This window comes from Sphingopyxis sp., from assembly GCF_035565275.1.
In the GTDB taxonomy this organism is placed as follows: Bacteria; Pseudomonadota; Alphaproteobacteria; order Sphingomonadales; family Sphingomonadaceae; genus Sphingopyxis.
On record NZ_DATMST010000245.1, the window covers coordinates 1 to 22,369 of the forward strand.

Consider the following 22,369-nt stretch of genomic DNA (forward strand, 5'->3'; position numbering starts at 1 on the left):
AAAGGTCCACGCCTGAGCGGCCCAGGGTGATAAGTTCCAGCCGCCAGCAGTTTCAGCACCGCGTCGTTCGCCGCGCCGTCAGCGGGCGGGGCGGTGACGCGGAGCTGCACGGTGCCATCGACGATCCGTATTTCGTCGCGGCTGGCCCCCGGCGTGACCCGCACCTCGATTCGCCCCGATGCCGCAGCGAGCGCGAGCAACGCCTCGGTCAGCGCGGGATCCGGCCGGTATTTCAGATGGTGACGACCAGCTTGCCGACCGCGCTGCGATCGCCGAGCTTGGCGATCGCCTTGCCGCCGTCTGCGAGAGCAAAGCTTTCTGTCACGCGCGGCTTGATCTTGCCCTGTTCCCACAGCTGGAACAGGCGGGCGATGTTGGCGCGGTTGCGCGCCGGCTCGCGTGCGACGAACGCGCCCCAGAACACGCCGGCGACATCGCAGCTCTTGAGCAGGGTCAGGTTGAGCGGCAGACGCGGGATGCCCGCGGGGAAGCCGACAACGAGATAGCGGCCCTCCCACGCGATCGAGCGCAGCGCGGGCTCGGCATAATCGCCGCCGACCGCGTCGTAGATGACGTTCGCGCCATCGGGGCCAACGGCTTCCTTGAACTTGTTCGCGAGTTCTTTCGACGCATCCTTGTCGAACGGCTGATAGCCATAGACGACGACCTCGTCGGCGCCCGCCTGGCGTGCGATGTCGGCCTTCGCCTCGCTCGACACCCCGGCGACGACGCGCGCGCCGAATGCCTTGCCGAGTTCGACCGCGGCGATGCCGACCCCGCCCGATGCGCCGAGGACGAGCAAGGTATCGCCTTCCTTGATGTGGCCGCGATCGACGAGCGCGTGGATGCTCGTGCCATAGGTCATCAGCAAGGAGGCACCTTCGGCGAAGCCATGCGCCTCGGGCAGGTGGTAGACATTATGCACCGACACCGCGACGGCTTCGGACATTCCGCCGTTGCCGCAGCCCGCAATGACGCGGTCGCCGACCTTGAACTCCGTGACACCTTCGCCAACTTCCGCAACAAGCCCCGCGACTTCGCCACCGGGAGCGAAGGGGCGTTCGGGGCGGAACTGATATTTGTCTTCGATGATGAGCACGTCGGGGAAATTGACCGCGCAGGCCTTCACGTCGATCACGATCTGCCCCTTGCCCGCGGTCGGGCGCGGCAGTTCGCCCAGCGTCAGCGTTTCGGGGCCGCCGGTGGCGGTCGACAAGAGAGCCTTCATCATCTTCTCCTCTTATGGTGTTCGTTGACCCTATGCTGCGGGCCGCATCCACGGCCGGTCGGCGTCGAGTTTCTGCTCGTAGGCTCCGATTGCCGCATCGCTCTTTTCGGTCAGCGAAATCTCGTCGAGCCCGCCGAGCAGACACATCTTGCGGAACGGATCGATCTCGAACGTGAAGCGGTCCTGAAAGGGCGTGGTAACGGTCTGCGTGTCGAGGTCGACATGGACCGGATCAGTCTTTGCGACTTCCATCAACCGGTCGATCGCAGCTTGGGGCAGCACAACGGGCAGGATGCCGTTCTTGACCGCATTGCCCGAGAAAATGTCCGAATAAGAAGGCGCGATAACGACGCGGATGCCAAGATCGCCGAGCGCCCAGGCGGCGTGCTCGCGGCTCGACCCGCAGCCGAAATTGTCGCCCGCGATCAGGATCGGCGCGCCCTTGTATTCGGCACTGTCGAACAGATTGTCGGGATCGGCGCGCAGGCTTTCGAACGCGCCGCGACCCATGCCCTCGCGCGTCGTGGTCTTCAGCCAGTGCGCGGGTATGATCACGTCGGTGTCGACGTTTTTCAGGCCGAACGGGATCGCGCGGCCCTCGACTTTTTCGATCGGGGTCATGCCATCAGCTCCCGCACATCGGTGAGCTTTCCGGTCACCGCCGCTGCGGCGGCCATCGCAGGACTGACGAGGTGCGTGCGCGCGCCCGGACCCTGACGCCCGACGAAATTGCGATTGCTCGTCGAGGCGCAGCGTTCGCCTGCGGGCACCTTGTCGGGGTTCATCGCGAGGCACGCCGAGCAGCCGGGCTCGCGCCATTCGAGGCCCGCGTCGGTGAAGATGCGGTCGAGCCCCTCGGCCTCGGCCTGCGCCTTCACGAGCCCCGACCCCGGAACGACGATCGCCCATTTGACATTGTCGGCCTTGTGGCGGCCCTTGATCACCGCGGCGGCGGCGCGCAGATCCTCGATGCGGCTGTTGGTGCAGCTGCCGATGAAGATATTCTCGATCGGAACGTCCTGCATTCGCGTGCCCGGTTCGAGGCCCATATAGGCGAGAGACTTGGCGGCGGCGGTCTGCTTCGACGGATCGGCAAAGCTGCCGGGTTCGGGCACCACGCCGGTGATCGCCACCACATCCTCGGGGCTGGTGCCCCACGTCACGCTCGGTGCGATATCGGCGGCGTCGATCACGACGGTCTTGTCGTAGGTTGCACCGGGATCGGTCGCGAGGCTCTTCCACCACGCGACGGCGGCATCCCAGTCGGCGCCCTTGGGCGCATAGGGGCGGCCCCTCAGATATTCGAAGGTGACCTCGTCGGGTGCGATCAGGCCGGCGCGCGCGCCACCCTCGATCGCCATGTTGCTGACCGTCAGCCGGCCCTCGACGCTGAGCGCGCGGATCGCGCTGCCGGTATATTCGATGACATGGCCGGTGCCGCCCGCGGCGCCGATGACGCCGGTGATGTGGAGGATGATGTCCTTTGCCGACACGCCGGGACCGACCTCGCCCTCGACGCGCACTTCCATCGTCTTCGACGGCTGGAGCAGCAGCGTTTGCGTCGCGAGCACATGTTCGACCTCGCTCGTCCCGATACCAAAGGCCAGCGCGCCGATACCGCCGTGGCACGCGGTGTGGCTGTCGCCGCAGACGATCGTCGTTCCGGGCAGCGAAAAGCCCTGTTCGGGGCCGACGACATGGACGATGCCTTGTTCGGGCGCGACCGCATCGATGTAACGGATGCCGAACTCGGGCGCGTTCTTTTCGAGCGCGGCCAATTGCGCCGCGCTTTCGGGGTCGGCGATCGGCAGCTTGTTGCCTGCTGCATCGAGCCGCGCGGTCGTGGGCACATTATGGTCGGGCACCGCAAGCGTCAGATCGGGGCGGCGCACCGTGCGGCCGCTTGCGCGAAGGCCGGCGAACGCCTGCGGGCTGGTAACTTCATGGACAAGGTGGCGGTCGATGAAGATCAGAGCGGTACCATCGGGGCGCTGTTCGACGACATGCGCGTCCCAGATTTTCTCATAGAGGGTGCGGGTCCGAGTCATGCGGACCACTTACGCCAGTCGGACAACAATGCAAGCGAGTGGCGATCAAAAACGCAATTTTCGGTCGCGCTCCTTAGCTCTCTTTCGTCATGCCTGACTTGATCCGGCATCCCGCTTTGCCGCGTCGATAAGCGGGATCCCGGATCAGGTCCGGGGTGGCGAGGAGATGATGGCGCGGTTGCTGTAATCGGCCTATAATCCCAAGAATGTCGACGCTTGCCATCATCGCGCTCATTCTCGCCACCGTCGTGACGATGGAGTTGGTCGCCTGGGCGAGCCACAAATATATCATGCACGGCTTTGGCTGGGCATGGCACCGCGACCATCATGAGCCGCACGACAAGCTTCTGGAAAAGAATGATCTGTTCGGGCTCGTAGGTGCCGCGATGAGTATTTCGATGTTCGCCCTCGGCAGCCCGATGATCATGGGCGCTTCGGCTTGGGAGCCGGGGACATGGATCGGCCTTGGCGTCCTGTTCTATGGCATCATCTATACGCTCGTGCACGACGGTCTCGTCCATCAACGCTATTTCCGCTGGGTACCGCGGCGCGGCTATGCGAAGCGGCTGGTGCAGGCGCACAAGCTTCACCATGCGACGACCGGAAAGGAAGGCGGAGTCAGTTTCGGCTTCGTTTTCGCGCGTAACCCCGCGAAGCTGAAGGCAGAACTGAAAGCGCAACGCGAGGCGGGTATCGCCGTGGTACGCGAGGCGATCGCGGACTAGGCGGTGCGATAATCCGCGGTAATCGCCCCCGCCGCCGCAAGCTCCGCCTCATGGCTTTCCTCGCGCCAGTTTTCGGCGAGCGCCTGACGTTCCCAATCCTGCATCGCGGGATGCGCGAGCATATGATCCACCCACGCCTGTCCGCGCCCGACATCGAGGCCATAGGTGCGGATGCGGAAAGCGACCGGGGCAAAGAAGGCGTCGACGGCGGTAAAGCGATCGCCCGCGAGGAAGGGGCCGCCGAAACGCGACAGTCCCTCCGCGAACAGTTCGCGGATACGCGCAATATCGAGACGGAGCGCGCCCGACGGCGGCTTCGGCGTTACCCGAACCCCGACATTCATCGTGCAGTCGTTTCGCAGCGCGGAAAAACCGCTGTGCATTTCGGCCGCAGCGCATTGCGCCCACGCGCGCGCATCGGGATCGGTGGGCCATACGCCCTCGTGCCGGTCGGCAAGGTAGAGTGTTATGCCCAGCGAGTCGTAAACCGTCCGTCCTTCGTCGAGCAAGGCGGGCACCTGTCCGGTCGGTGAAAAACTGCGAAACTCGTCATAGTTGATCGGATTGGTAAAGGGCTCGATCTGGTCCTCGAAGGGGATTCCAAGCCCCTTCATCAGCATCCACGGGCGCAGCGACCAGCTCGAATAATTGCGGTTGGCGGTGATCAGCACATACATGCTTCGCGCTCCTGTGTGATGATGGGGGATGTGTAGTCAGGGTCGTGGGCGAAGGGCAGTTCGGTGCGGTCGCGCAGTGCCGCCAGCACGCTGCCGAAGTCGGTTCGCGCGCGCCAGCCAAAGCGGTGCCCGGCGCGCGAGGGGTCGTAGACGCGGTCGATCGTCTCGGGAAGCACCCAGCCCTTTGCGGCATAAAGTTCGGCCGCATCGGGATGGTGGCGTGCGATCACTGCGCGCGCGTCACGCGCCAGCTCTTCGGCGTCCTCCCGCGCGAACGGGGGCGGCGCGGAAAGGATGAAGGTGTCGCAGCCGATCCGCGGAGCAGCCTCAAGTGCGGCGAGATGCGCTGCCGCGGCATCCTCGACCGTCAGCCGGCGATTGAGCAATTCGTTCGCCTTGAGGTTCGGGCCGCTTGGCACGGCGTGCGTATCGTCATCCTCGGGGAAGAAACGGCCGGTGCGCAGGATCAGCGCGGCGATGCCATGCTCGTGGTGCACCAGCCTGCATGCCTGTTCGGCGGCGAGTTTGGTGACACCGTAGATGTTGCGCGGTTCGATCGGACCAAAATCCTCGTCCATCCACCACGCGCCGGCCTTGCCCGCGCCTTCGCGCACATCGGCACGGATCATCAGCGATGTGGTCGAAGTGAAGAGGAAGCGGTCGTTGCCTGCCGCAACCGCCGCCTCGATCAGGTTCAGCGTGCCGCTGACATTGACGTCGACAAAGGCCTGCCGCGGATACCGCACGATGTCGGGCTTGTGCAGCGCGCCGCTATGAATGATCGCCTCGATCCCGTGCTCGCCCATCGTCCGGTCGATGAGCGCGCGGTCGGCGACGGTGCCGGTCACCTGCGTGTGCGTGCCGGGCACGACATCGAGCCCGGTAACGTCATGACCGTTTTGGACGAGCAGTGGAGCAAGATAGCGCCCCAGCCAACCCGATGATCCGGTCAGCAGCACGCGCATCGGTGAATCTCCTCTTGGCCATGAACGCGCGCGTCATACACAGGCTCCGGACGGAGGAGCAAGGGCGGTTACCCTTTCGGACCCCCGGCGATCGGGCTGGCCGCAGCCGCGCCGCCCGTCGGTGGGGGCAACTCGCCGAGGTCGAGCCAGCCCGCGTCGGCGCGCTTGTGATAGCTGTCGATCACGGTGAACGGAATCCGGAAGGGGAATCCCCAATCGCTGTTCCACAGCGCGACGACGCCCGTCCGCGTCGCCGGTTCGAAAATCATCGTCGCGCGATAGCCCTCGACCGCCCCCGAATGGCCTTCGAGCCTGCTCCCGCCATAGCTGAAGCTCCGCCAGCCAAGGCCATAGCCGGCTTCGCTCGTGGCGGCTCGCAAGGCGCCGCCATAAAGCCTCCCCGTGCCGACGCGCGGGCGATGGGCAAGCTGCAAGACGGGGCCCGGCAGCACATCGGGGCGCTTCCCCATCATCGCCTGCATCCAGGTGGCGAAATCGACGATATCGCTTTCGACCCCCGCGGCGGCGGGAACGCGCCAATAGGCCTCCTTGACCGGCCGGACCTGCGCGCCGCGATGCGGTTTCGCCCAGTCCTTGGCACCCGTGAGCCACGCTTTCCCATAGCCTGCGCTGACCATGCCGAGCGGGCGGAAAAACCGGGCTTCGACAGCATCGGCGAACGGCTCGTCCGCAGCCTTGGCCAATATCTCGCTCGCGGTATCGAAGGCGACATTCTGGTAGGTGTGGCAGGTGCCCGGTTCGCATTGCAGCGGTGCGAGGGCCAACGCCGCGCGCAACAGTTCGGGGCTCTGTCCTTCCTCCAGCTTCTCGTCATAGGCGTTTTTGGTGAGGCCGGTGCGCTGTGCCAGAAGGTCGCCCACCGTGACCCGTTCCTCGGCGCCGCCGGGCAGGCGCAGCGACGTACGCCAGCCGGAAACCGGACGATCCAGATCGACGGCGCCATCCTCGGCCAGCGCGGCCGCCAATGCGCCCGCTGCGGTCTTTGAAACCGAAGCCCAGCGGAACAAGGTGTGCGGCGTCACCGGCGCTCCCGTCGACTTGTCGGCGACGCCATAGGTGCGGACGAAACGCAATTCGCCGTCTTCGATCACCGCCACCGCGAGCCCCGCCATTTCAGGCCGATGCGACAGGTCGACAAGCTGCCGGTCGAGCGCGGCATAATCGATACGCCCGCGCCATTCGGCGGGCGTATCGGGCAGGTTTTCGGGGGCGGCGAGCGGTATGGGGATGCTCGCAAGCGGGTGCTTTCCGCCGAGCGCATGAATGCCGAGCCAGCCCGCAAATCCCATCGCGACGATCGCGATGAGATATGTGAAAACCCGCTTCCCCGACCTGCTTTTTCTTGATTGCGACCTCATGATTGGTCGCCGTCTTAACCGCGACTTTCCCCGTCGTCACCCCCGGCGAGCGCATTCAGGGCACGAGATGGCGCCAGGCCTTGAGCGTTCCGACGGCATATGCGGCGCCATAGGCCAGTACGATCAGCGACGACCAGATCGCGAAGCTGTCGTTATGCTGCGGGCGCCACATATGCAGCGGTACGAAAACCAGTCCGCGCAGCAGATAGATGGCAGTGATGAAGACCAGCCCGGTCCGCAGCAACGGCAGGCGCGGGAACAGGCCGGCGCCCGAAAAGGCATAGGCGCCCCAGACCAGCAGAACGGAGGCAATGCCCAGCGTGATCAGCACCGGCCGCAGGTCGCCGCGTGCCGCAGCGCGCGCCATACCCTCGCCGGCGCCGAAGAAGCGATACCATTCGGGGCCGCCGACGATGCAGGCGATATGGAGCAGTGCCGCCGCCACCGACAGCCAGCCGCCGACGATCAGCCAGCCGGTGCCGGGGTTCGGCGGGATCGTCGTCAGCATCGCCTCCTCGTCAATCGCCGCCGGGCATTATTTTGGCCCGGGAAAACCGCTGCGCCAATAGGCATTCCATTTGACTGACAGCGTCGGCTCTTCGCCAGCCGGTCGGCGGCGCAGCCACACGCTGACGTCCGAATCATCCGGATCGAATGTGACGCCGTTGCTTCCTCTGCCACCGTAATCCGCAGCCGTGCGCTTCACCTTTGCGCACAGGGCGTTTTCCTGATCGGTCGACATGCCCCTGATCAGGACGTTGCAGCCACCGTTATAACTGCCGCGCCGGAACATGATATCGACCGGCAATCCCTGATCTTCAGGCATGAGGTCAAGCTTGGCATCGATATCGGGAGAGATGTCCCACTGCGTCGATACGAACAAATAGCCATAGGCAGGACGGTCACCTTCGCCGGTCCATTGAAAGCGCGCCGACTTCACGATGAGTGCGCATATTGCGGTGCTGAAGGGCGATGAAAATTCGATCTTTTCACAGTCTTCGATCCTGCCATCGGGCCGGACGGTGAGCATCAGCTTGGCATCTTCATTTTCCCTGCCGGTCCAACCCTCCGCCGCGACGCCGGCAACGGTCGGCGCAAACTGGAGCGTGCCCAATTCCTTGATCTGCGGCCCTGCCTTGCTCACCGGAATCGGCGGCGGTGGCGGCGCCAGGCCCATCGGATAGCGTGCGGGCGGCGACACCAACAGGGCGGGCGACCCCTTGGGCAGTCGCAGCGGAACCGTCGGTGGCGGCACCTTCTCCGGAATGTCGAGAACGACACTCGGGGACCTCACTATTGGCGGAGGCGGCGGAAGCCGTCTGATCGGCCTCTTTTTCACCACCGGCTTTTTCACCGCCGTTTTGGCTGACAGGTCGGCACCCGTAACCGGCAGGCCGATCGCCAGCCCCGCGACCAATATGGCGGCCAAGCCTGAACGCATCTTGTTTTTCATCTGCCCACCCTGCCGCAATTGATCGGCTTCACACGATGTAGGTCGCCGTGGTCTTCCCGGCGACTTCCTCCGCCGTCACCCCCGGCGCGAGTTCGATCAGCTTGAACGGGCTGTCGTGATCGTCGCGCCTGAACACCGCGAGGTCGGTGATGATCATGTCGACGACATTCTTGCCGGTCAGCGGCAAGGTGCACGCCGGGATGAACTTCGGACTGCCGTCCTTGGCATTATGCTCCATGACCACAATGATCTTCTTCACGCCGGCGACGAGGTCCATCGCGCCGCCCATGCCCTTGATCATCTTGCCCGGGATCATCCAGTTGGCGATGTCGCCATTTTCGGCAATCTCCATCGCGCCCAATACGGTCAGATCGATATGCCCGCCGCGGATCATCGCAAAGCTGTCGCTGCTCGAAAAATAGGCCGATTGCGGCAGTTCGCTGATCGTCTGCTTGCCCGCGTTGATCAGGTCGGGATCCTCGTCGCCCTCGAAAGGGAAAGGGCCGATGCCGAGCATGCCGTTTTCCGACTGCAGCGTCACCGTCATCCCGGCGGGGATATGGTTCGCGACCAGGGTCGGGATACCGATGCCGAGGTTGACGTAATAGCCGTCCTGCAGTTCCTTCGCGGCGCGCGCCGCCATGTCATCACGCGTCCAGGCCATTATTTCGGCTCCCATTGCTTGTCGGAGGGGAAGGCATCGCCCCAGCCCGTTTTTTCCCACGGGCCGTAGACGGGGTTGGGGAAAAGGAACCAGCCCTTGTCCCAGAGTGCGGTGGCGCCGGCGCTTGTCGCGTGTGCCATGCGCTGCGCCGCGGGCAGATCCTTGACGTTGAACTGCTGGCTGAAATCGCCGAGCTGATCGCCGCCGAGGATGATCACGCAATATTTCGAAGCGATCGTCGCGCGGCGCCCGTCCTTGCTCGATCCGCCGGCGTCGTCGCCCATCAGGAACAAGGTTTCGCCATGCTTGAACTCGCCGAGCCCCGCGGCGCGGAGGGTGTCTTCGCTGCCCCTGGCGTTGGCGGCGCTGCGATTGGTGTTGGCGATGACAGTGATGCCCGCGGCGCGGAGCCTGTTAACCATTTCGACGCTGCCCGGCATCGCAGCCGCCTTGCCCGCGCCGGTCTTTTCCCACCGGTCCCAGACCTTGAGGTCGAAACCGGTGCCCTTCTCGGCGAAATAGCGCATCGGGCCGAGGTTCCAGATCAACGTTTCGTCGGCATCGAACACCGCGGCGAAGGGCCTGTTGCCGCACGGCTCGAACGCCGGGCCATCCATCGTTGCGTCCGGGGCCAGCACGACGCTATCCTTCGGGCGCTGTTTGACCCGCCATGCGCCATAGTCGGCGATGCGTGCATTGGTCGCGCGCACCGCGACGGCGGCTTCAGGCGATCCGTAGAGATATTGCAGTGCGACTGGCGGCTTGGCGGCTTCACCCGGAGTTGCGGGCGCCGCCGTCGCCGTCGCGACCTCTGCTGGCGTGCTTGCGCAACCCGCGAGGAGCAACGTCGCCGTGATGGCGAAGCCGCGCATCACGCAGTCTCGCGCGGGCGCGTCGTACGGAATTCGATCTTCTTGTCGTAGGGCGCGCCGAGGACGAGGCGCTTCACATAGATGCCCGGCAAATGGATGCTGTCGGGATCGAGGCTGCCGACGGGCACGATTTCCTCGACTTCGGCGACGCAGATTTTCGCGGCGGTCGCCATCGGCTGGTTAAAGTTGCGTGCGGTCTTGCGGAAGATCAGGTTGCCGCTTTCGTCGGCCTTCCAGCCCTTGATGATCGCGAGGTCGGCGAAGATGCCGCGTTCGAGGATATAATCCTGCCCGTCGAAATTCTTCACTTCCTTGCCCTCGGCCACAAGCGTGCCGACGCCGGTCTTGGTGTAGAAGCCGGGAATGCCAGCGCCGCCCGCGCGGCAACGTTCGGCGAGCGTGCCCTGCGGGCAGAATTCGACCTCGAGCTCGCCCGCCAAATATTGCCGTTCGAACTCCTTGTTCTCGCCCACGTACGACGAAATCATCTTTTTGACCTGCCTGGTGCGGAGCAGCTTGCCGAGCCCTTCGCCATCGATCCCGGCGTTGTTGCTGGCGATGGTCAGATCCTTCGTCCCGGCATCGCGGATCGCATCGATCAGCCGCTCGGGGATACCGCAAAGGCCGAAACCGCCTGCGCAAATCTGCATGCCGTCAAAGAGCAGGCCTTCGAGGGCGGCGGCGGCGTCGGGATATTGCTTCTTCCCCATGGGACGGCTCTCCTGAATGGTTTCGCGCGCAACCTTGGCGCATTTGATCCATCAATTCTAATTGTTCGATTTTTGGATTATATATAGACGATGTCTATCAATCGCGTCTCGCTCTATCATCTCGAAACCCTGCTCTGGATCGACCGGCTCGGCACCTTTTCGGCCGCGGCCGAGCGGCTCAATACCACCCAGCCGACGGTATCGGCGCGGATGCGCGAACTCGAACAGCGCCTCGGCACCGCGCTGTTCCGCCGCGAAGGTCGCGCGATGTCGCTTACCGCGGCGGGGCGCAAGCTGGTACGCGACTGCGACCCCTTGCTCCGCGACATGCAGGTCGCGCTGCTCGGCAGCGGCGGATATGGCGAGGCGAGCGGGGTCGTCCGCATCGGCGCGGGCGAGATCGCCGCGGCGAGCTGCCTTCCAGCCTTCGTCGCAGTATTGAAGGCCGATATGCCCAATGTCGGGCTCGAAATCGAAATCGACCTCACCGCGAATTTGATTCAGCAATTGCTCACCGGGCGCACCGACATCGCCTTTGCCGCAGGGCCGATCGCGCATCCGGCGCTGAAAACGAGCCCGATCGGCGCGGTCGAACTGGTCTGGCTCGCCAGCCCCGTCGTCGCATCGGCCTTTGCCGGCGGCGATGCCACGCTTCCCGTCTGGTCGCTCGCCAGCCATTCGCCGATTCACGGCCGGATGCGCGAGGCAATCGCGGCATCACGCGTCGCGCAGAAATCGCTCAACCTCTGCAACAATGCGCGCACGATGATCGATATCGCGAAAGCGGGCGGCGGCATCGGCATTTTCCCGCAGCCGATGGTGCGCGGCGAACTGGCCAGTGGTGCGCTTGTCCAGATCGAGGCGATGCCCACGCTCGCGCCGGTCGCGTTTCACGTCGCGATGCGCGTGGCTGATACCGAGCCCGTGCTGACGCAAATCTTCGATCGCGCGGCGAAGCTCAACCTCGCCGACGCGACGGTTTGAGCCCAACGGCGGCTATCGCCGAAAGCCGACAAAAAACTCCAGGCTTACAAGAGAAAATCGCCCACCACGGTCGTGACGCAGGTGCCCGTCAGCTCGACCATGTCGCCATCAAGGCGGCACCCCACATGCCCGCCACGCGTGCTTGCCTGGTACGCCGCGAAATCGTCGCGGCCGAGACGTGTTGTCCAATAGGGAGTGAGGACGCTGTGCGCGGATCCCGTCACCGGATCCTCGGGAATGCCCGCGCCGGGTGCGAAGGCGCGGCTGACGACGTCGGCGTCCGACACGTCGCCTCCGCCCGGCGCGGTTGCGATGTAGAGGATGTCGCCCTTGCCGAGCGCAACGAAATCGGGCGTCAGCGCGCGAACCTCTTCGGCACTGTGGTAGACGATCAGCGCGTAGCCGCCGTCATGCCACAGCGTTTCAACCACCTCACCGCCCATCGCGCGCACGATGTCGGGCATCGGCTTCGCGCTTGGCCGGTAAGCGGGCAGCTTCATCCGGTAACCCCCGTCGTCGCCGTTGCGCGCTACGGTCAGGCGGCCCGCCTTGCGCGTGCGAAAATGCATGTCGTTGCGCCACTGCGCCGCCGAGAGCAGGACATGCCCGCTCGCGAGCGTCGCATGACCGCACAGCGCCACTTCGATCGTCGGGGTGAACCAGCGCAGTTCATAATCGGCCTCGCCGCTCTCGTCGGGCACCAGAAAGGCGGTTTCGGCGAGGTTATTCTCGGCTGCGATCGCCTGAAGCGTCGCGTCGTCCAGCCATTCCTCGAGCGGCATGACCGCGGCGGGGTTGCCGGTGAAGGGGCGGTCGGCAAAGGCGTCGACCTGCGTGATCGGAAGGCGGCGCGCGGCGCTCATGGATACAGCAATCCTTTCGTCCAGCCTTCGCCCGTACGCTGGAACAGCGTGCGCTCGTGCAGGCGGTGGTCGCGGTCCTGCCAGAATTCGATAGCCGAAGGATTAACGCGCCAGCCCGACCAGCGCGGCGGACGCGGCACGTCCTGCCCCTCGAAACGCATCTGCATTTCCGCGAAGCGCGCCTCGAACGTCTCGCGGATGTCGAGCGGACGTGACTGTTCGCTCGCCCAGGCACCAAGCTGGCTGTCGCGGCTGCGCGTCGCGAAATAGGCGTCGGCGGTCGCGTCGTCGACCGGTGCCACCGGCCCCTCGATGCGGATCTGCCGGCGCAGCGATTTCCAGTGGAACAGCAGCGCGACATGCGGGTTCGCCGCGAGTTCGCCGCCCTTGCGGCTGTCGAGATTGGTGTAGAAGACGAAACCGTCGGGACCGTGCCCCTTCAGCAGCACCATCCGCAGCGACGGGCGGCCGCCGGGTGTCGTGGTCGCGAGCGCCATCGCATTGGCGTCGTTGGGCTCGCTGGCGCGCGCTTCGGCGAGCCAGCCGTCGAACAGGGCAAAGGGATCGTCAGTCATCGGCGTGGGTCATAATGCGCACCGCGCGCGCGGTCGAGCGGCATATGCGCAAACTTGACCGCCGCGCCGCTCGGGACCACATCGCGCGCAATGGGCCTTCACGGCCAGTCACTTATCGGGCTACAGGAGCATGATGGCCGATCCCTATACCACCCTGGGCGTAGCGAAGAGCGCGAGCGAAGCAGAGATCAAGTCTGCCTATCGCAAGCTCGCCAAGGAACTGCACCCCGACAAGAACAAGGACAATCCCAAAGCGTCGGAGAAATTCTCCGACGTCACCAAGGCGTATGACCTTTTGTCCGACAAGACGAAGCGCGCGCAATATGATCGCGGCGAGATCGACGGCGAGGGCAACCCCGCCATGCCCTTCGGCTATGGCGGCGGAAGCGGCGGTTTTCGCGGCGATCCGCGCGGGCAGGGCGGCTTTGGCGCAGAGGGCGCCGATTTCGGCGATATTTTCGAAGGCCTGTTCGGTCGCGGCGGCGGCGGCGGGCCCTTTGGCGGCTTCGGCGGGCGTAGCGCGCCGCCGCCCAAGGGCGCCAATGTCGCCTATCGCCTGTCAGTGTCCTTTATCGACGCGGCGACGCAGGCGCCGCAGCGGATCACGCTGGCCGAAGGCGGAACGATCGACCTCAAGCTTCCCGCAGGCGTCGAGACGGGCACGCAGATGCGCCTCGCCGGCAAGGGACAGGCAGGTCCGGGCGGCACCGGCGACGGCATCGTGACGATCACCGTCAAGGATCATCCTTTCTATGTGCGCGAGGGCGCGCACATCCGGCTCGACCTGCCGGTGACGCTGAACGAGGCGGTCAAGGGCGCGAAGATCAAGGTGCCGACCGTCGACGGGCCGGTGATGCTGTCGATCCCCGCAGGCTCTTCATCCGGCAAGGTGATGCGCCTGAAAGGCAAGGGTTTCAGCCAGAAGAGCGGCGGTCGCGGCGACCAGCTGGTGCGGCTGATGGTCGATCTGCCCGCCGATGACGAGGCGCTGATAAGGCTGCTCAGCGAATGGACCGATCCGCGCGACGTGCGGGCGGAACTCGGCGTGTGATGCGTGGCTGAGGCCAGTCAGAAAAAGATCGTCGCCGCGCTCGAGCGCGAGGTCGCCGACGAGGTCGGCAAGGAATTTCTGGCCGATGGCCATTCTCCGCACTCGCCGGAGGCGCGCGCCGAACGCGACAAGCGGGTCAAGCTCCGCGCCCGGGCCCAAGGGCTGATCCATCGTGGTCGCGAAAGGCTGGGCCCCGGTACGCGGGCATTTCATATCGTCCGGCGCGTCATCGTGGGTACTTATACCGACGGCTTCATCCATGCCGGGAATCTCGCCTATCTCGCGCTGATCGCCCTTTTTCCCTTCTTCATTCTGCTCGCCGCGGCCTTTTCGATTTTCGGGGGCAGCGTGGGCGGCGAGGCGGCGATCGAGGCCGTCTTCTCGACGATGCCGCCCACGGTTGCCAAGGCGCTGTCGGGACCGATCCGCGAAGTGATGACCGCGCGCACCGGAATTTTCCTCTGGCTTGGCGCGCTCGTCGCGCTGTGGACGGTCGGCAGCCTGATCGAAACGGTACGCGACATTTTGCGCCGCGCCTATGGCACGCATTTCAGCCGCGGCTTTTTTCATTATCGGTTGCTGTCGATCGGCATCATCACCGGTGCGGTGGTGCTGATGCTGCTGTCTTTCAGCATGCAGGTGCTGATCGTCGGTATCGAACAGTTCGTCACCCGCGTGCTGCCCGAACAGTTTCAGGCGTGGGGCGTCGTTTTGATCTCGCGCGGGGTTTCGGGCGCGGGTCTGTTCCTTGCGATCTACATGCTGTTCTACAGTCTGACCCCGTCCAAATACCGGCGCTTGAAGAACTGTCCCAAATGGCCCGGCGCACTGTTCACGACGCTGTGGTGGATCGGCGTGACGCTCGCGCTGCCGCCGCTCCTCGCCAGCCTGCTCAGCTACGACGCAACCTACGGCAGCCTTGCGGGTGTGATGGTCGCGCTCTTCTTTTTCTACCTCGTCGGATTGGGTATGGTGATGGGCGCCGAACTCAACGCCGCGCTCGTCGAGGTTGAGGATTTGGGCCACGACGCTATTGGGCGCGTCGACGATGTGATTATTGAAAAGACCGGAGACACAAAATGACGGGTCTGATGACTGGTAAGCGCGGGCTGATTATGGGCCTCGCGAACGACAAGTCGCTGGCATGGGGCATTGCGAAGGCACTGCACGGCGCGGGCGCTGACCTCGCGATTTCGTACCAAGGCGATGTGATGCTGAAGCGGGTGAAGCCGCTCGCTGATGAGCTCGGCTGCGATTTCCTGATCGATTGCGATGTGTCCGACATGGACAATCTCGACGCCGCCTTCGCGACGCTCTCGTCGCGCTGGCCGACGATCGACTTCGTCGTCCATGCGATCGGCTATACCAACAAGGAAGCGCTGCGCGGCCATTATGCCGACGTCACGCTCGACGACTTCCTGATGACGATGAACATCAGCGTCTACAGCTTCACCGCAGTCGCACAGCGTGCGTCGGTGATGATGACGCCCTATGATCCCGAGACGGGTAACGGCGGCGGCTCGCTGCTGACCTTGAGCTATTATGGCGCCGAAAAGGTCATCCCGCACTATAACGTCATGGGCGTCGCGAAATCGGCGCTTGAAACCAGTGTCAAATATCTCGCGAACGATTACGGTCCGCAGGGCGTGCGCGTGAACGCGATTTCGGCCGGTCCGATCAAGACGCTGGCTGCGTCTGGCATTGGCGATTTCCGCCTGATCCTGAAGTGGAACGAGCATAACGCCCCGCTGCGCCGCAACGTCACCATCGACGATGTCGGCGGCTCGGCGCTCTACCTGCTCAGCGACCTGTCCAGCGGCGTGACCGGCGAAACCCACCATGTCGATGCGGGTTACCACACCGTTGGCATGAAGCAGGAAGACGCGCCGGACATCTCGCTTGTCTGATAAAATCGGTATCCGCGCCGCGACGGCGGCGGATGCCGAGGCGGTCGACACGATCATCCGCGCTGCCTTTGCAGGGACCGACTTCGGACATCAGGGCGAAGCCGAACTGGTACGGATGATTGGCGAGGACGGCGATGCGCTGGTGTCGCTCGTAGCTGAACGGGATGCAGCGATCGTCGGGCATGTGCTATTCAGCCGCATGGCCGTCGAAGCCGATGGCGCCCGGCTGGCGGCCGCTGGTCTCGCGCCGGTATCGGTTGCACCCGCGCAGCAAGGGCAGGGCATCGGCGACGCCCTGATCCGCGCCGGCCTCGCCGCGCTGTGCGAACAGGGTGTCGCGATCAGCTTCGTCCTCGGCCACGAAAGCTATTACCCGCGCTTCGGCTATTCGCCCGATCTCGCCGCGCGCTTCGCGTCGCCTTTTGCCGGGCCGCATTTCATGGCGATGATGCTGGACTCGGACGCGGCTTGGCCGCTAGGCGGGCGCGCGGATTATGCGCCCGCATTTGGCCGGATGGGATAGGGCAATGAGTTTCAACAGCTTCGGACGCGTTCTTCGCTTCACGACGTGGGGGGAAAGCCACGGCCCCGCGCTCGGTGCCGTCGTCGACGGCTGCCCGCCGCGCCTGTCGCTGTCCGAAGCCGACATCCAGCCGTTCCTCGACAAGCGCCGTCCCGGCCAGTCACGTCACACGACGCAGCGGCAGGAACCCGACCAAGTGCGCATCCTGTCGGGGGTGTTCGAGGGCAAGACTACCGGCACGCCGATCAGCCTGATGATCGAGAATGTCGACCAGCGGTCGAAGGATTATGGCGAGATCGCGCAGGCCTATCGACCCGGTCACGCCGATTACGCCTATGACGCCAAATACGGGATTCGCGACTATCGCGGCGGCGGCCGGTCGAGCGCGCGAGAAACCGCAGCGCGCGTTGCCGCGGGCGGCGTCGCGCGGCTCGTGATCCCCGAGGTGCAGATCCACGCGTGGGTCGCCGAAATCGGCGGCGATGCGATCGACCCGGCCAATTTCGATCTTGAGGAAATCGATCGCAATCCCTTTTTCTGCCCCGACCCCGCCGCGGCGCAGCGTTGGGAAGGCTTGATGGACGCCGCGCGCAAGTCGGGAAGCTCGCTCGGCGCGGTGATCGAATGCGCCGCCAGCGGCGTTCCCGCCGGCTGGGGCGCGCCGGTCTATGCCAAGCTCGACAGCGATCTGGCGGCCGCGATGATGGGAATCAACGCGGTGAAGGGCGTCGAGATTGGCGCCGGCTTCCACGCGGCGCGGCTGCGCGGCGAGGAAAATGCCGACCCGATGCGTCCTGCCGCTGACGGCAGCAATCGCCCCGATTTCCTGTCGAACAACGCCGGCGGCATCGCGGGCGGCATCTCGACCGGCCAGCCCGTCGTCGTGCGCGTCGCGTTCAAGCCGACCAGCTCGATCCTCACTCCGGTGCCGACGGTGAACAAGGCGGGGGAGGCGACCGACATCGTCACCAAGGGGCGCCATGACCCGTGCGTCGGCATCCGCGGCGCCCCGGTGGTCGAGGCGATGACGGCACTCGTGCTTGCCGATCACAAATTGCTGCACCGGGCGCAGTGCGGCTGACGATCCGGTGGAGCTGGTTTCCGGCCTGATTGCGGAGCACAAGGCGGTTATCGGGCTGTTCGTGCTCGCGGGCATGTTCGCGGCCTTCGTATGGGAACGCTTTTCGCCTTCGGTTGTCGCGGTCGCCGGTGCGGGGACGATGCTCGCGCTTGGCCTGCTCGACGAAAAGGGCGCTTATGGGGTCTTTTCGAACAGCGCGCCGCTGACCGTCGGTGCGATGTTCATCCTGTCGGGCGCGCTGATCCGCACCGGAGTGATCGACAAGGTCGGCAATTATGTCGTCGACCGTGCCAAGCGCAATCCGCGCCTCGCGGTGATCGAGGTGTTCGGCGGAGGGCTTCTGGTATCGGGCTTCATCAACAGCACGCCCTTCGTCGTCGTGATGATGCCGGTCTGTTTCCGGCTTGCCGAGGCGCTCGGCGTCTCGCCCAAGAAACTGCTGATGCCGCTTTCGGTGATCGCGGTGCTCGGCGGCTGCCTGACCCTGATCGGCACTTCGACCAACCTCGTCGTCGCGGGGATCGCCGAACAGGCGGGAATCGGCCATTTCGGCCTGTTCGACATCACGCCCTATGGTCTCGCGGTCGCGGGCGCGGGCGTGCTTGGCCTGCTCGTCATGGCGCGCTTCCTGCCCTCCGATTATCCGCGCATTGCCGAAAAGGCTGACGGGGCGGAGCAGCTTTATCTGACCGAACTGGGGCTTGCGGACGACGATCCTGCGATCGACATGGCACTCGATGCCGCGAGCCTTGGCGTCGCCCCGGCGCAAGTCGTCGGCGTGGTCGCGGGAGGGCGGCTCATTACTGGCAGTGACGCCCAGCATCATCGGCTCGCAGCGGGCAACCGGATCGTTGCGCGGCTCGACGGGGCGACATTGATGACGCTGCGCAGCGAACGGCGGTTCGCGATCGGGATCGGCGAGACGCCCGAAGAAGGATCGACGGTTGTCGAGGTGACGGTGTCGCCCAGCCATCGTTCGATCGACCGGCCGCTCGCCGAAATCCCGTTCCTGCAACGGCAGCGCGTTCGCCTGCTGGGCGTTGCGCGTTTCCGCCACCTTCCGGGACCGACGCTGTCGGAAAACCGCATCCGCGCCGCCGACCGTCTGTTGGTCGAGGCCGACGAGACCAATATCGCGCAGTTGCGCGACAACCCGAATCTGATCGGGCTTGCGATGGCGTCGGTTACCGCGTTCCGCCGCCGCCGTGCGTGGATCGCGATCCTTGTGATGGCGAGCGCGGTGCTGCTGTCCGCCACCGGCATCATGTCTATCGGCATCGCCGCCTTCATCGGCGTCGCGATCGTCCTCCTCACCCGCTGTATCGACGCGTCGGAGGCATGGGGCAGCATCGACGGCGACGTGCTGATCCTGATCTTCGCGATGCTCGCCGTCGGTGCGGCGCTCGAACAGGCGGGGTCGGTGGCATTGATGGTCGGCGCGCTCGAACCGGTGCTGACAGATGCGCCGCAATGGGCGGTGATCGCGATCGTCTATTTCTCCGCGCTGTTGCTCTCCGAACTGCTCAGCAACAATGCCGTCGCGGCGCTGATGGGGCCGCTGGTGATCGGCATCGCGGAGGCAACGGGCGTCGCGCCGCAGCCGCTGCTGATCGCGCTGATGCTCGGCGCGTCGGCGTGTTTCGCAACCCCGGTCGGATACCAGACGAACACCCTCGTCTATGCCGCCGGCGATTATCGTTTCATGGATTTTGTGCGCATCGGCGTCCCGCTCAATATCCTGACCGGTGTCGCGGGCTGCGCCGCCTTGGCGTTCTGGACGCCTTGACGGTCTGATCGGCCCACCAGCGATTGCCGGGGCCCCATCACCCTGTTACCTCCGCCCGATACACGCCCGCCGAGGCGGGACAGGGGAGTATTTTCATGGCGCGTCGCCTCACTTTGTACATTTTGATCGGCATGGTCCTCGGGATCATCGTCGGATATGTGGTCCGGGTAACCGTGCCGGCCGATACCCAGGCATTCGAATATTGGCTGCGCAGCTTCGGCCTGCTCGCCACCATCTTCCTCAATCTGATCAAGATGCTCGTCGCGCCGCTGATCCTCGGCACGTTGGTCGCGGGCATCGCGCATATGGGCGACAGCTCGGCGCTCGGCCGCATTGGTACTCGCGCGATTGCCTGGTTCATCATCGCCAGCCTGATTTCGATCAGCCTTGGCCTCGTCATGGTCAACCTGCTCCAGCCCGGCGTCGGCGTCGACATGACCGCGTCGGCGCAGTCGGTGGGCGAGGTAAAGAAGCTCGATATGTTCGAATTCATCGAGCATATCTTTCCGAAAAACGTCATCGCGGCGATGGCGGAGAACAACGTTCTCCAGATCCTCGTGTTCGCGCTCTTCGCGGGAGTCGGGCTGACCGCGCTCGGCGAAAAGGGCAAGCCGCTGGTCCGCGGTGCCGAGGCACTCGCCGAACTGATGCTCCAGATTACCGGTTATGTCATGCGCCTCGCGCCGCTCGCGGTGTTTGGCGCGCTGGCCAAGGTCGTCGCGCAATACGGGCTCGGCATCCTAGCGACCTATGCCGAACTGCTCACCGAATTCTACATCGCGCTCGTCCTGCTCTGGGTGCTCCTGCTCGCCGCCGGGGCGATCTTCCTGCGCGGGCGCATCATCCAGCTGATCCGCTATATCCGCGAACCGCTGCTGATCGCCTTTTCGACCGCCTCGTCCGAAGCGGCGATGCCGAAGCTTTTTGAACAGCTCGACCGTTTCGGCGTGCCGCGCCGCATTTCGGGCTTCGTGCTGCCGCTCGGCTACAGCTTCAACCTCGACGGATCGATGATGTATGCGAGCTTCGCGACGATCTTCATCGCGCAAGCCTATGGCATCGAATTGTCGATCGGCACGCAGATTCTGATCCTGCTGACCTTGATGGTGTCGTCGAAGGGCATCGCCGCGGTGCCGCGCGCCAGCCTCGTCGTGATCACCGCGACGCTCGCGATGTTCGACCTGCCGGTCGAAGGCGTTGCGCTCGTCTTCGCCATCGATCATTTCCTCGACATGGGCCGCACCGCGACCAATGTCGTCGGCAACGCGGTCGCGACGTCGGTGATCACCAAATGGGAAGGCATGCTCGAAGAGCCCGAGGCGGCCTTTACCGAACGGCCGCATGCGCCGGCGCATACGCCGCATCATGGAACCCAAGGGCTCGATCTTCGTGAAGAAGATGGGGAAAACAAACCGGCGACCGATCTTGCTTGACGCTTAGCAACTCGGTCGCCCCCACCACGGGGCGGACGAGGAGCCGAGCATGGCCGACGCAGCGACAGCCGCGCCCGACGTACAGGAGGCCCGCGCGCGGCGTCTGCAATGGCGCATGCTGGCTGGTTTTCTCGCCGGCTTGCTGGCGGGGCTGGCGGTCCATTACGGCGCTCCCGGCGCCGCATGGGTCGACACGGTCGTCACCTATGTGACGGGGCCGCTCGGGCAGATCTTCCTGCGCCTGCTCTTCATGCTGGTGATCCCGCTGCTCGTATCGGCGCTGATCGTCGGGGTTGCTGAAATGGGCGAGATGCGCGCGCTGAAATCGGTCGGCGTCCGCACTTTGTTCTACACCGTCTTCGTGTCGGCGATCTCGGTTGCGATTAGCCTCGCGCTCGTCAATCTGCTCCAGCCAGGTGCGGGTGTCGACCCGGCGCTCGCACGCTCGCTGATGGCCGAAGGCGCCGAGGGTGCGAAAGCGATCACCGACCGCGCGGTCGAGGCGAAGACCGGGATGGACGCGATCGTGGCGATCGTTCCCAGCAATTTCTTCACCGCGATGGGCCAGGACGATGTGCTCGCCGTCATGTTCTTCGCGCTTTTTTTCGGCATCGGGCTGATGCTCGTGCGGACGTCGCAGACCGAGACGCTCAAGACCGCGATCGAGGGGGTGTTCGAAGTGGTGATGAAGCTGATCGGGCTCGTCATCCAGCTCGCGCCGATCGCGATCTTCTGCTTCATGTTCAACCTTGCCGCGCAGTTCGGCTGGGACCTGATCGCCCGCCTGTCGGCCTATGTCGGCGTCGTGCTGCTCGCGCTCGGCTTGCAGATGTTCCTCGTCTTTCCGCTGATCCTGCGCACGCTCGCGAAAAAGTCGCCGCTGGCCTTCTTTCGCCAGACGCAGGAAGCTTTCGTGATGGCCTTCGCCACCGCATCGTCGAACGCGACGCTGCCGACCTCGCTGCGCGTCGCGCACGACCAGCTACGCCTGCCCGACCGCGTCGCGCGCTTCGTGCTGACCATCGGTGCGACCGCGAACCAGAATGGTACCGCGATGTTCGAAGGCGTGACGGTGATCTTCCTCGCACAATTCTTCGGGATCGACCTGACGCTGCAGCAGCAGTTCTTCGTCATGCTTGTCTGCATATTGGGAGGCATCGGAACCGCAGGCGTGCCGGCGGGGTCGTTGCCGGTGATCGCGCTGATCCTCGCCTCGGTCGGCGTGCCGCCCGAAGGTATCGGGTTGATCCTCGGCGTCGACCGCTTCCTCGACATGTGCCGCACGACGCTCAACGTCGTCGGCGACCTTGTCGCCGCTACGGTGGTGTCGGCGGGGTTGAAGGATCCGCCAGCCGGCTGATTATCGTCAATTCTCGCGAACGCGCCCCGGCCGGTCCAGCCGCGGAGCGCGTTCCGGGGCGGGGCGGGCTTCCGGCGTGCGCGCT

The 22,369-nt window shown here is 64.9% G+C and carries 24 protein-coding genes; 10 read left to right on the forward strand and 14 right to left on the reverse strand.

Translation table 11 applies throughout. From position 1 onward, the window contains the following. The 4 genes from VN047_RS16780 to leuC all read right to left on the reverse strand — a co-directional run. On the reverse strand, positions 1-200 hold a 200-nt coding region (locus tag VN047_RS16780), incomplete at its 3' end, for a DUF167 domain-containing protein (RefSeq protein WP_325544660.1). Positions 201-232: 32 nt separating this feature from the next. Next, complete coding sequence (locus VN047_RS16785) at positions 233-1,228, reverse strand: NADPH:quinone oxidoreductase family protein (RefSeq protein WP_325544698.1); 996 nt, start codon at positions 1,226-1,228, stop codon at positions 233-235. 30 nt (positions 1,229-1,258) lie between these two features. Beyond that, a complete protein-coding gene (leuD, locus tag VN047_RS16790; protein WP_325544662.1) occupies positions 1,259-1,849 on the reverse strand; it encodes a 3-isopropylmalate dehydratase small subunit in 591 nt (196 codons plus the stop codon). After that, on the reverse strand, positions 1,846-3,276 hold the full coding sequence (gene leuC / locus VN047_RS16795; RefSeq protein WP_325544664.1) for a 3-isopropylmalate dehydratase large subunit: 1,431 nt from the start codon (positions 3,274-3,276) through the stop codon (positions 1,846-1,848). The genes leuD and leuC overlap by 4 nt, the downstream gene beginning before the upstream one ends. 206 nt (positions 3,277-3,482) lie before the next feature. Between leuC and VN047_RS16800 the strand changes: the two genes are divergently transcribed. Beyond that, positions 3,483-4,001, forward strand: a complete 519-nt coding sequence (locus VN047_RS16800; protein ID WP_325544666.1) for a sterol desaturase family protein — start codon at positions 3,483-3,485, stop codon at positions 3,999-4,001. On the opposite strand, the gene VN047_RS16805 is transcribed toward VN047_RS16800, so the two are convergent. From VN047_RS16805 to VN047_RS16840, 8 genes are all read right to left on the reverse strand, one after another. After that, positions 3,998-4,678 carry a glutathione S-transferase family protein gene (locus VN047_RS16805; RefSeq protein WP_325544667.1) on the reverse strand — a complete coding sequence of 227 codons (681 nt, stop codon included), beginning with the start codon at positions 4,676-4,678 and terminating at the stop codon, positions 3,998-4,000. The genes VN047_RS16800 and VN047_RS16805 overlap by 4 nt on opposite strands. Continuing rightward, positions 4,666-5,643, reverse strand: a complete 978-nt coding sequence (locus VN047_RS16810; protein ID WP_325544668.1) for an NAD(P)-dependent oxidoreductase — start codon at positions 5,641-5,643, stop codon at positions 4,666-4,668. The genes VN047_RS16805 and VN047_RS16810 overlap by 13 nt, the downstream gene beginning before the upstream one ends. 68 nt (positions 5,644-5,711) lie before the next feature. Next, a complete protein-coding gene (locus tag VN047_RS16815) occupies positions 5,712-7,022 on the reverse strand; it encodes a serine hydrolase domain-containing protein (RefSeq protein WP_325544670.1) in 1,311 nt (436 codons plus the stop codon). A 55-nt stretch (positions 7,023-7,077) separates the two neighbouring features. After that, a complete protein-coding gene (locus VN047_RS16820) occupies positions 7,078-7,530 on the reverse strand; it encodes a hypothetical protein (protein ID WP_325544672.1) in 453 nt (150 codons plus the stop codon). A gap of 27 nt (positions 7,531-7,557) precedes the next feature. After that, entirely contained in the window at positions 7,558-8,475 is a 918-nt protein-coding gene (locus VN047_RS16825; protein WP_325544674.1) for a hypothetical protein, read from the reverse strand. A 28-nt stretch (positions 8,476-8,503) separates the two neighbouring features. Continuing rightward, the gene (locus VN047_RS16830; RefSeq protein ID WP_325544675.1) at positions 8,504-9,139 is read right to left on the reverse strand and encodes a CoA transferase subunit B; all 636 of its coding nucleotides are present in this window, start codon (positions 9,137-9,139) and stop codon (positions 8,504-8,506) included. Next, complete coding sequence (locus VN047_RS16835) at positions 9,139-10,011, reverse strand: HAD family acid phosphatase (protein WP_325544677.1); 873 nt, start codon at positions 10,009-10,011, stop codon at positions 9,139-9,141. The genes VN047_RS16830 and VN047_RS16835 overlap by 1 nt, the downstream gene beginning before the upstream one ends. Next, positions 10,011-10,721 (reverse strand): CoA transferase subunit A, encoded by a 711-nt coding sequence (locus VN047_RS16840; RefSeq protein ID WP_325544679.1) that lies wholly within the window; start codon positions 10,719-10,721, stop codon positions 10,011-10,013. The genes VN047_RS16835 and VN047_RS16840 overlap by 1 nt, the downstream gene beginning before the upstream one ends. A gap of 90 nt (positions 10,722-10,811) precedes the next feature. On the opposite strand from VN047_RS16840, the gene VN047_RS16845 reads away from it, so the two are divergent. Beyond that, positions 10,812-11,705 carry a LysR family transcriptional regulator gene (locus VN047_RS16845; protein WP_325544681.1) on the forward strand — a complete coding sequence of 298 codons (894 nt, stop codon included), beginning with the start codon at positions 10,812-10,814 and terminating at the stop codon, positions 11,703-11,705. Positions 11,706-11,749: 44 nt separating this feature from the next. Here the strand turns inward: VN047_RS16845 and VN047_RS16850 are convergent, their stop codons facing one another. Then, complete coding sequence (locus VN047_RS16850) at positions 11,750-12,568, reverse strand: PhzF family phenazine biosynthesis protein (RefSeq protein WP_325544683.1); 819 nt, start codon at positions 12,566-12,568, stop codon at positions 11,750-11,752. Continuing rightward, on the reverse strand, positions 12,565-13,143 hold the full coding sequence (gene pdxH / locus VN047_RS16855) for a pyridoxamine 5'-phosphate oxidase (RefSeq protein WP_325544685.1): 579 nt from the start codon (positions 13,141-13,143) through the stop codon (positions 12,565-12,567). Before pdxH ends, VN047_RS16850 begins: the two co-directional genes overlap by 4 nt. Positions 13,144-13,276: 133 nt before the next feature. Between pdxH and VN047_RS16860 the strand changes: the two genes are divergently transcribed. From VN047_RS16860 to VN047_RS16895, 8 genes are all read left to right on the forward strand, one after another. After that, positions 13,277-14,194 (forward strand): J domain-containing protein, encoded by a 918-nt coding sequence (locus tag VN047_RS16860; protein ID WP_325544699.1) that lies wholly within the window; start codon positions 13,277-13,279, stop codon positions 14,192-14,194. Between the two features lie 3 nt (positions 14,195-14,197). Continuing rightward, on the forward strand, positions 14,198-15,277 hold the full coding sequence (locus VN047_RS16865; RefSeq protein WP_325544687.1) for a YihY/virulence factor BrkB family protein: 1,080 nt from the start codon (positions 14,198-14,200) through the stop codon (positions 15,275-15,277). Continuing rightward, on the forward strand, positions 15,274-16,101 hold the full coding sequence (gene fabI / locus VN047_RS16870) for an enoyl-ACP reductase FabI (RefSeq protein WP_325544689.1): 828 nt from the start codon (positions 15,274-15,276) through the stop codon (positions 16,099-16,101). Before VN047_RS16865 ends, fabI begins: the two co-directional genes overlap by 4 nt. Continuing rightward, positions 16,094-16,624, forward strand: a complete 531-nt coding sequence (locus VN047_RS16875) for an N-acetyltransferase (protein ID WP_325544690.1) — start codon at positions 16,094-16,096, stop codon at positions 16,622-16,624. The genes fabI and VN047_RS16875 overlap by 8 nt, the downstream gene beginning before the upstream one ends. A gap of 4 nt (positions 16,625-16,628) precedes the next feature. Next, positions 16,629-17,705 carry a chorismate synthase gene (gene aroC, locus VN047_RS16880; RefSeq protein WP_325544692.1) on the forward strand — a complete coding sequence of 359 codons (1,077 nt, stop codon included), beginning with the start codon at positions 16,629-16,631 and terminating at the stop codon, positions 17,703-17,705. 7 nt (positions 17,706-17,712) lie between these two features. Continuing rightward, entirely contained in the window at positions 17,713-19,491 is a 1,779-nt protein-coding gene (locus tag VN047_RS16885; RefSeq protein ID WP_325544701.1) for an SLC13 family permease, read from the forward strand. Between the two features lie 95 nt (positions 19,492-19,586). Next, on the forward strand, positions 19,587-20,924 hold the full coding sequence (locus VN047_RS16890; RefSeq protein ID WP_325544694.1) for a dicarboxylate/amino acid:cation symporter: 1,338 nt from the start codon (positions 19,587-19,589) through the stop codon (positions 20,922-20,924). 49 nt (positions 20,925-20,973) lie between these two features. After that, positions 20,974-22,284, forward strand: coding sequence for a dicarboxylate/amino acid:cation symporter (locus VN047_RS16895; protein WP_325544696.1), 1,311 nt, complete (start codon positions 20,974-20,976; stop codon positions 22,282-22,284). Positions 22,285-22,369: the final 85 nt, after the last annotated feature.

Excerpts from the sequence above, each read along its gene's own strand:
- VN047_RS16785 (WP_325544698.1), bottom strand. The coding sequence starts at position 1,228 with ATGAAGGCTCTCTTGTCGACCGCCACCGGCGGCCCCGAAACGCTGACG.
- leuD (WP_325544662.1), bottom strand. The coding sequence starts at position 1,849 with ATGACCCCGATCGAAAAAGTCGAGGGCCGCGCGATCCCGTTCGGCCTG.
- leuC (WP_325544664.1), bottom strand. The coding sequence starts at position 3,276 with ATGACTCGGACCCGCACCCTCTATGAGAAAATCTGGGACGCGCATGTC.
- VN047_RS16800 (WP_325544666.1), top strand. The coding sequence starts at position 3,483 with ATGTCGACGCTTGCCATCATCGCGCTCATTCTCGCCACCGTCGTGACG.
- VN047_RS16805 (WP_325544667.1), bottom strand. The coding sequence starts at position 4,678 with ATGTATGTGCTGATCACCGCCAACCGCAATTATTCGAGCTGGTCGCTG.
- VN047_RS16810 (WP_325544668.1), bottom strand. The coding sequence starts at position 5,643 with ATGCGCGTGCTGCTGACCGGATCATCGGGTTGGCTGGGGCGCTATCTT.
- VN047_RS16815 (WP_325544670.1), bottom strand. The coding sequence starts at position 7,022 with ATGAGGTCGCAATCAAGAAAAAGCAGGTCGGGGAAGCGGGTTTTCACA.
- VN047_RS16820 (WP_325544672.1), bottom strand. The coding sequence starts at position 7,530 with ATGCTGACGACGATCCCGCCGAACCCCGGCACCGGCTGGCTGATCGTC.
- VN047_RS16825 (WP_325544674.1), bottom strand. The coding sequence starts at position 8,475 with ATGAAAAACAAGATGCGTTCAGGCTTGGCCGCCATATTGGTCGCGGGG.
- VN047_RS16830 (WP_325544675.1), bottom strand. The coding sequence starts at position 9,139 with ATGGCCTGGACGCGTGATGACATGGCGGCGCGCGCCGCGAAGGAACTG.
- VN047_RS16835 (WP_325544677.1), bottom strand. The coding sequence starts at position 10,011 with ATGCGCGGCTTCGCCATCACGGCGACGTTGCTCCTCGCGGGTTGCGCA.
- VN047_RS16840 (WP_325544679.1), bottom strand. The coding sequence starts at position 10,721 with ATGGGGAAGAAGCAATATCCCGACGCCGCCGCCGCCCTCGAAGGCCTG.
- VN047_RS16845 (WP_325544681.1), top strand. The coding sequence starts at position 10,812 with ATGTCTATCAATCGCGTCTCGCTCTATCATCTCGAAACCCTGCTCTGG.
- VN047_RS16850 (WP_325544683.1), bottom strand. The coding sequence starts at position 12,568 with ATGAGCGCCGCGCGCCGCCTTCCGATCACGCAGGTCGACGCCTTTGCC.
- pdxH (WP_325544685.1), bottom strand. The coding sequence starts at position 13,143 with ATGACTGACGATCCCTTTGCCCTGTTCGACGGCTGGCTCGCCGAAGCG.
- VN047_RS16860 (WP_325544699.1), top strand. The coding sequence starts at position 13,277 with ATGGCCGATCCCTATACCACCCTGGGCGTAGCGAAGAGCGCGAGCGAA.
- fabI (WP_325544689.1), top strand. The coding sequence starts at position 15,274 with ATGACGGGTCTGATGACTGGTAAGCGCGGGCTGATTATGGGCCTCGCG.
- aroC (WP_325544692.1), top strand. The coding sequence starts at position 16,629 with ATGAGTTTCAACAGCTTCGGACGCGTTCTTCGCTTCACGACGTGGGGG.
- VN047_RS16890 (WP_325544694.1), top strand. The coding sequence starts at position 19,587 with ATGGCGCGTCGCCTCACTTTGTACATTTTGATCGGCATGGTCCTCGGG.
- VN047_RS16895 (WP_325544696.1), top strand. The coding sequence starts at position 20,974 with ATGGCCGACGCAGCGACAGCCGCGCCCGACGTACAGGAGGCCCGCGCG.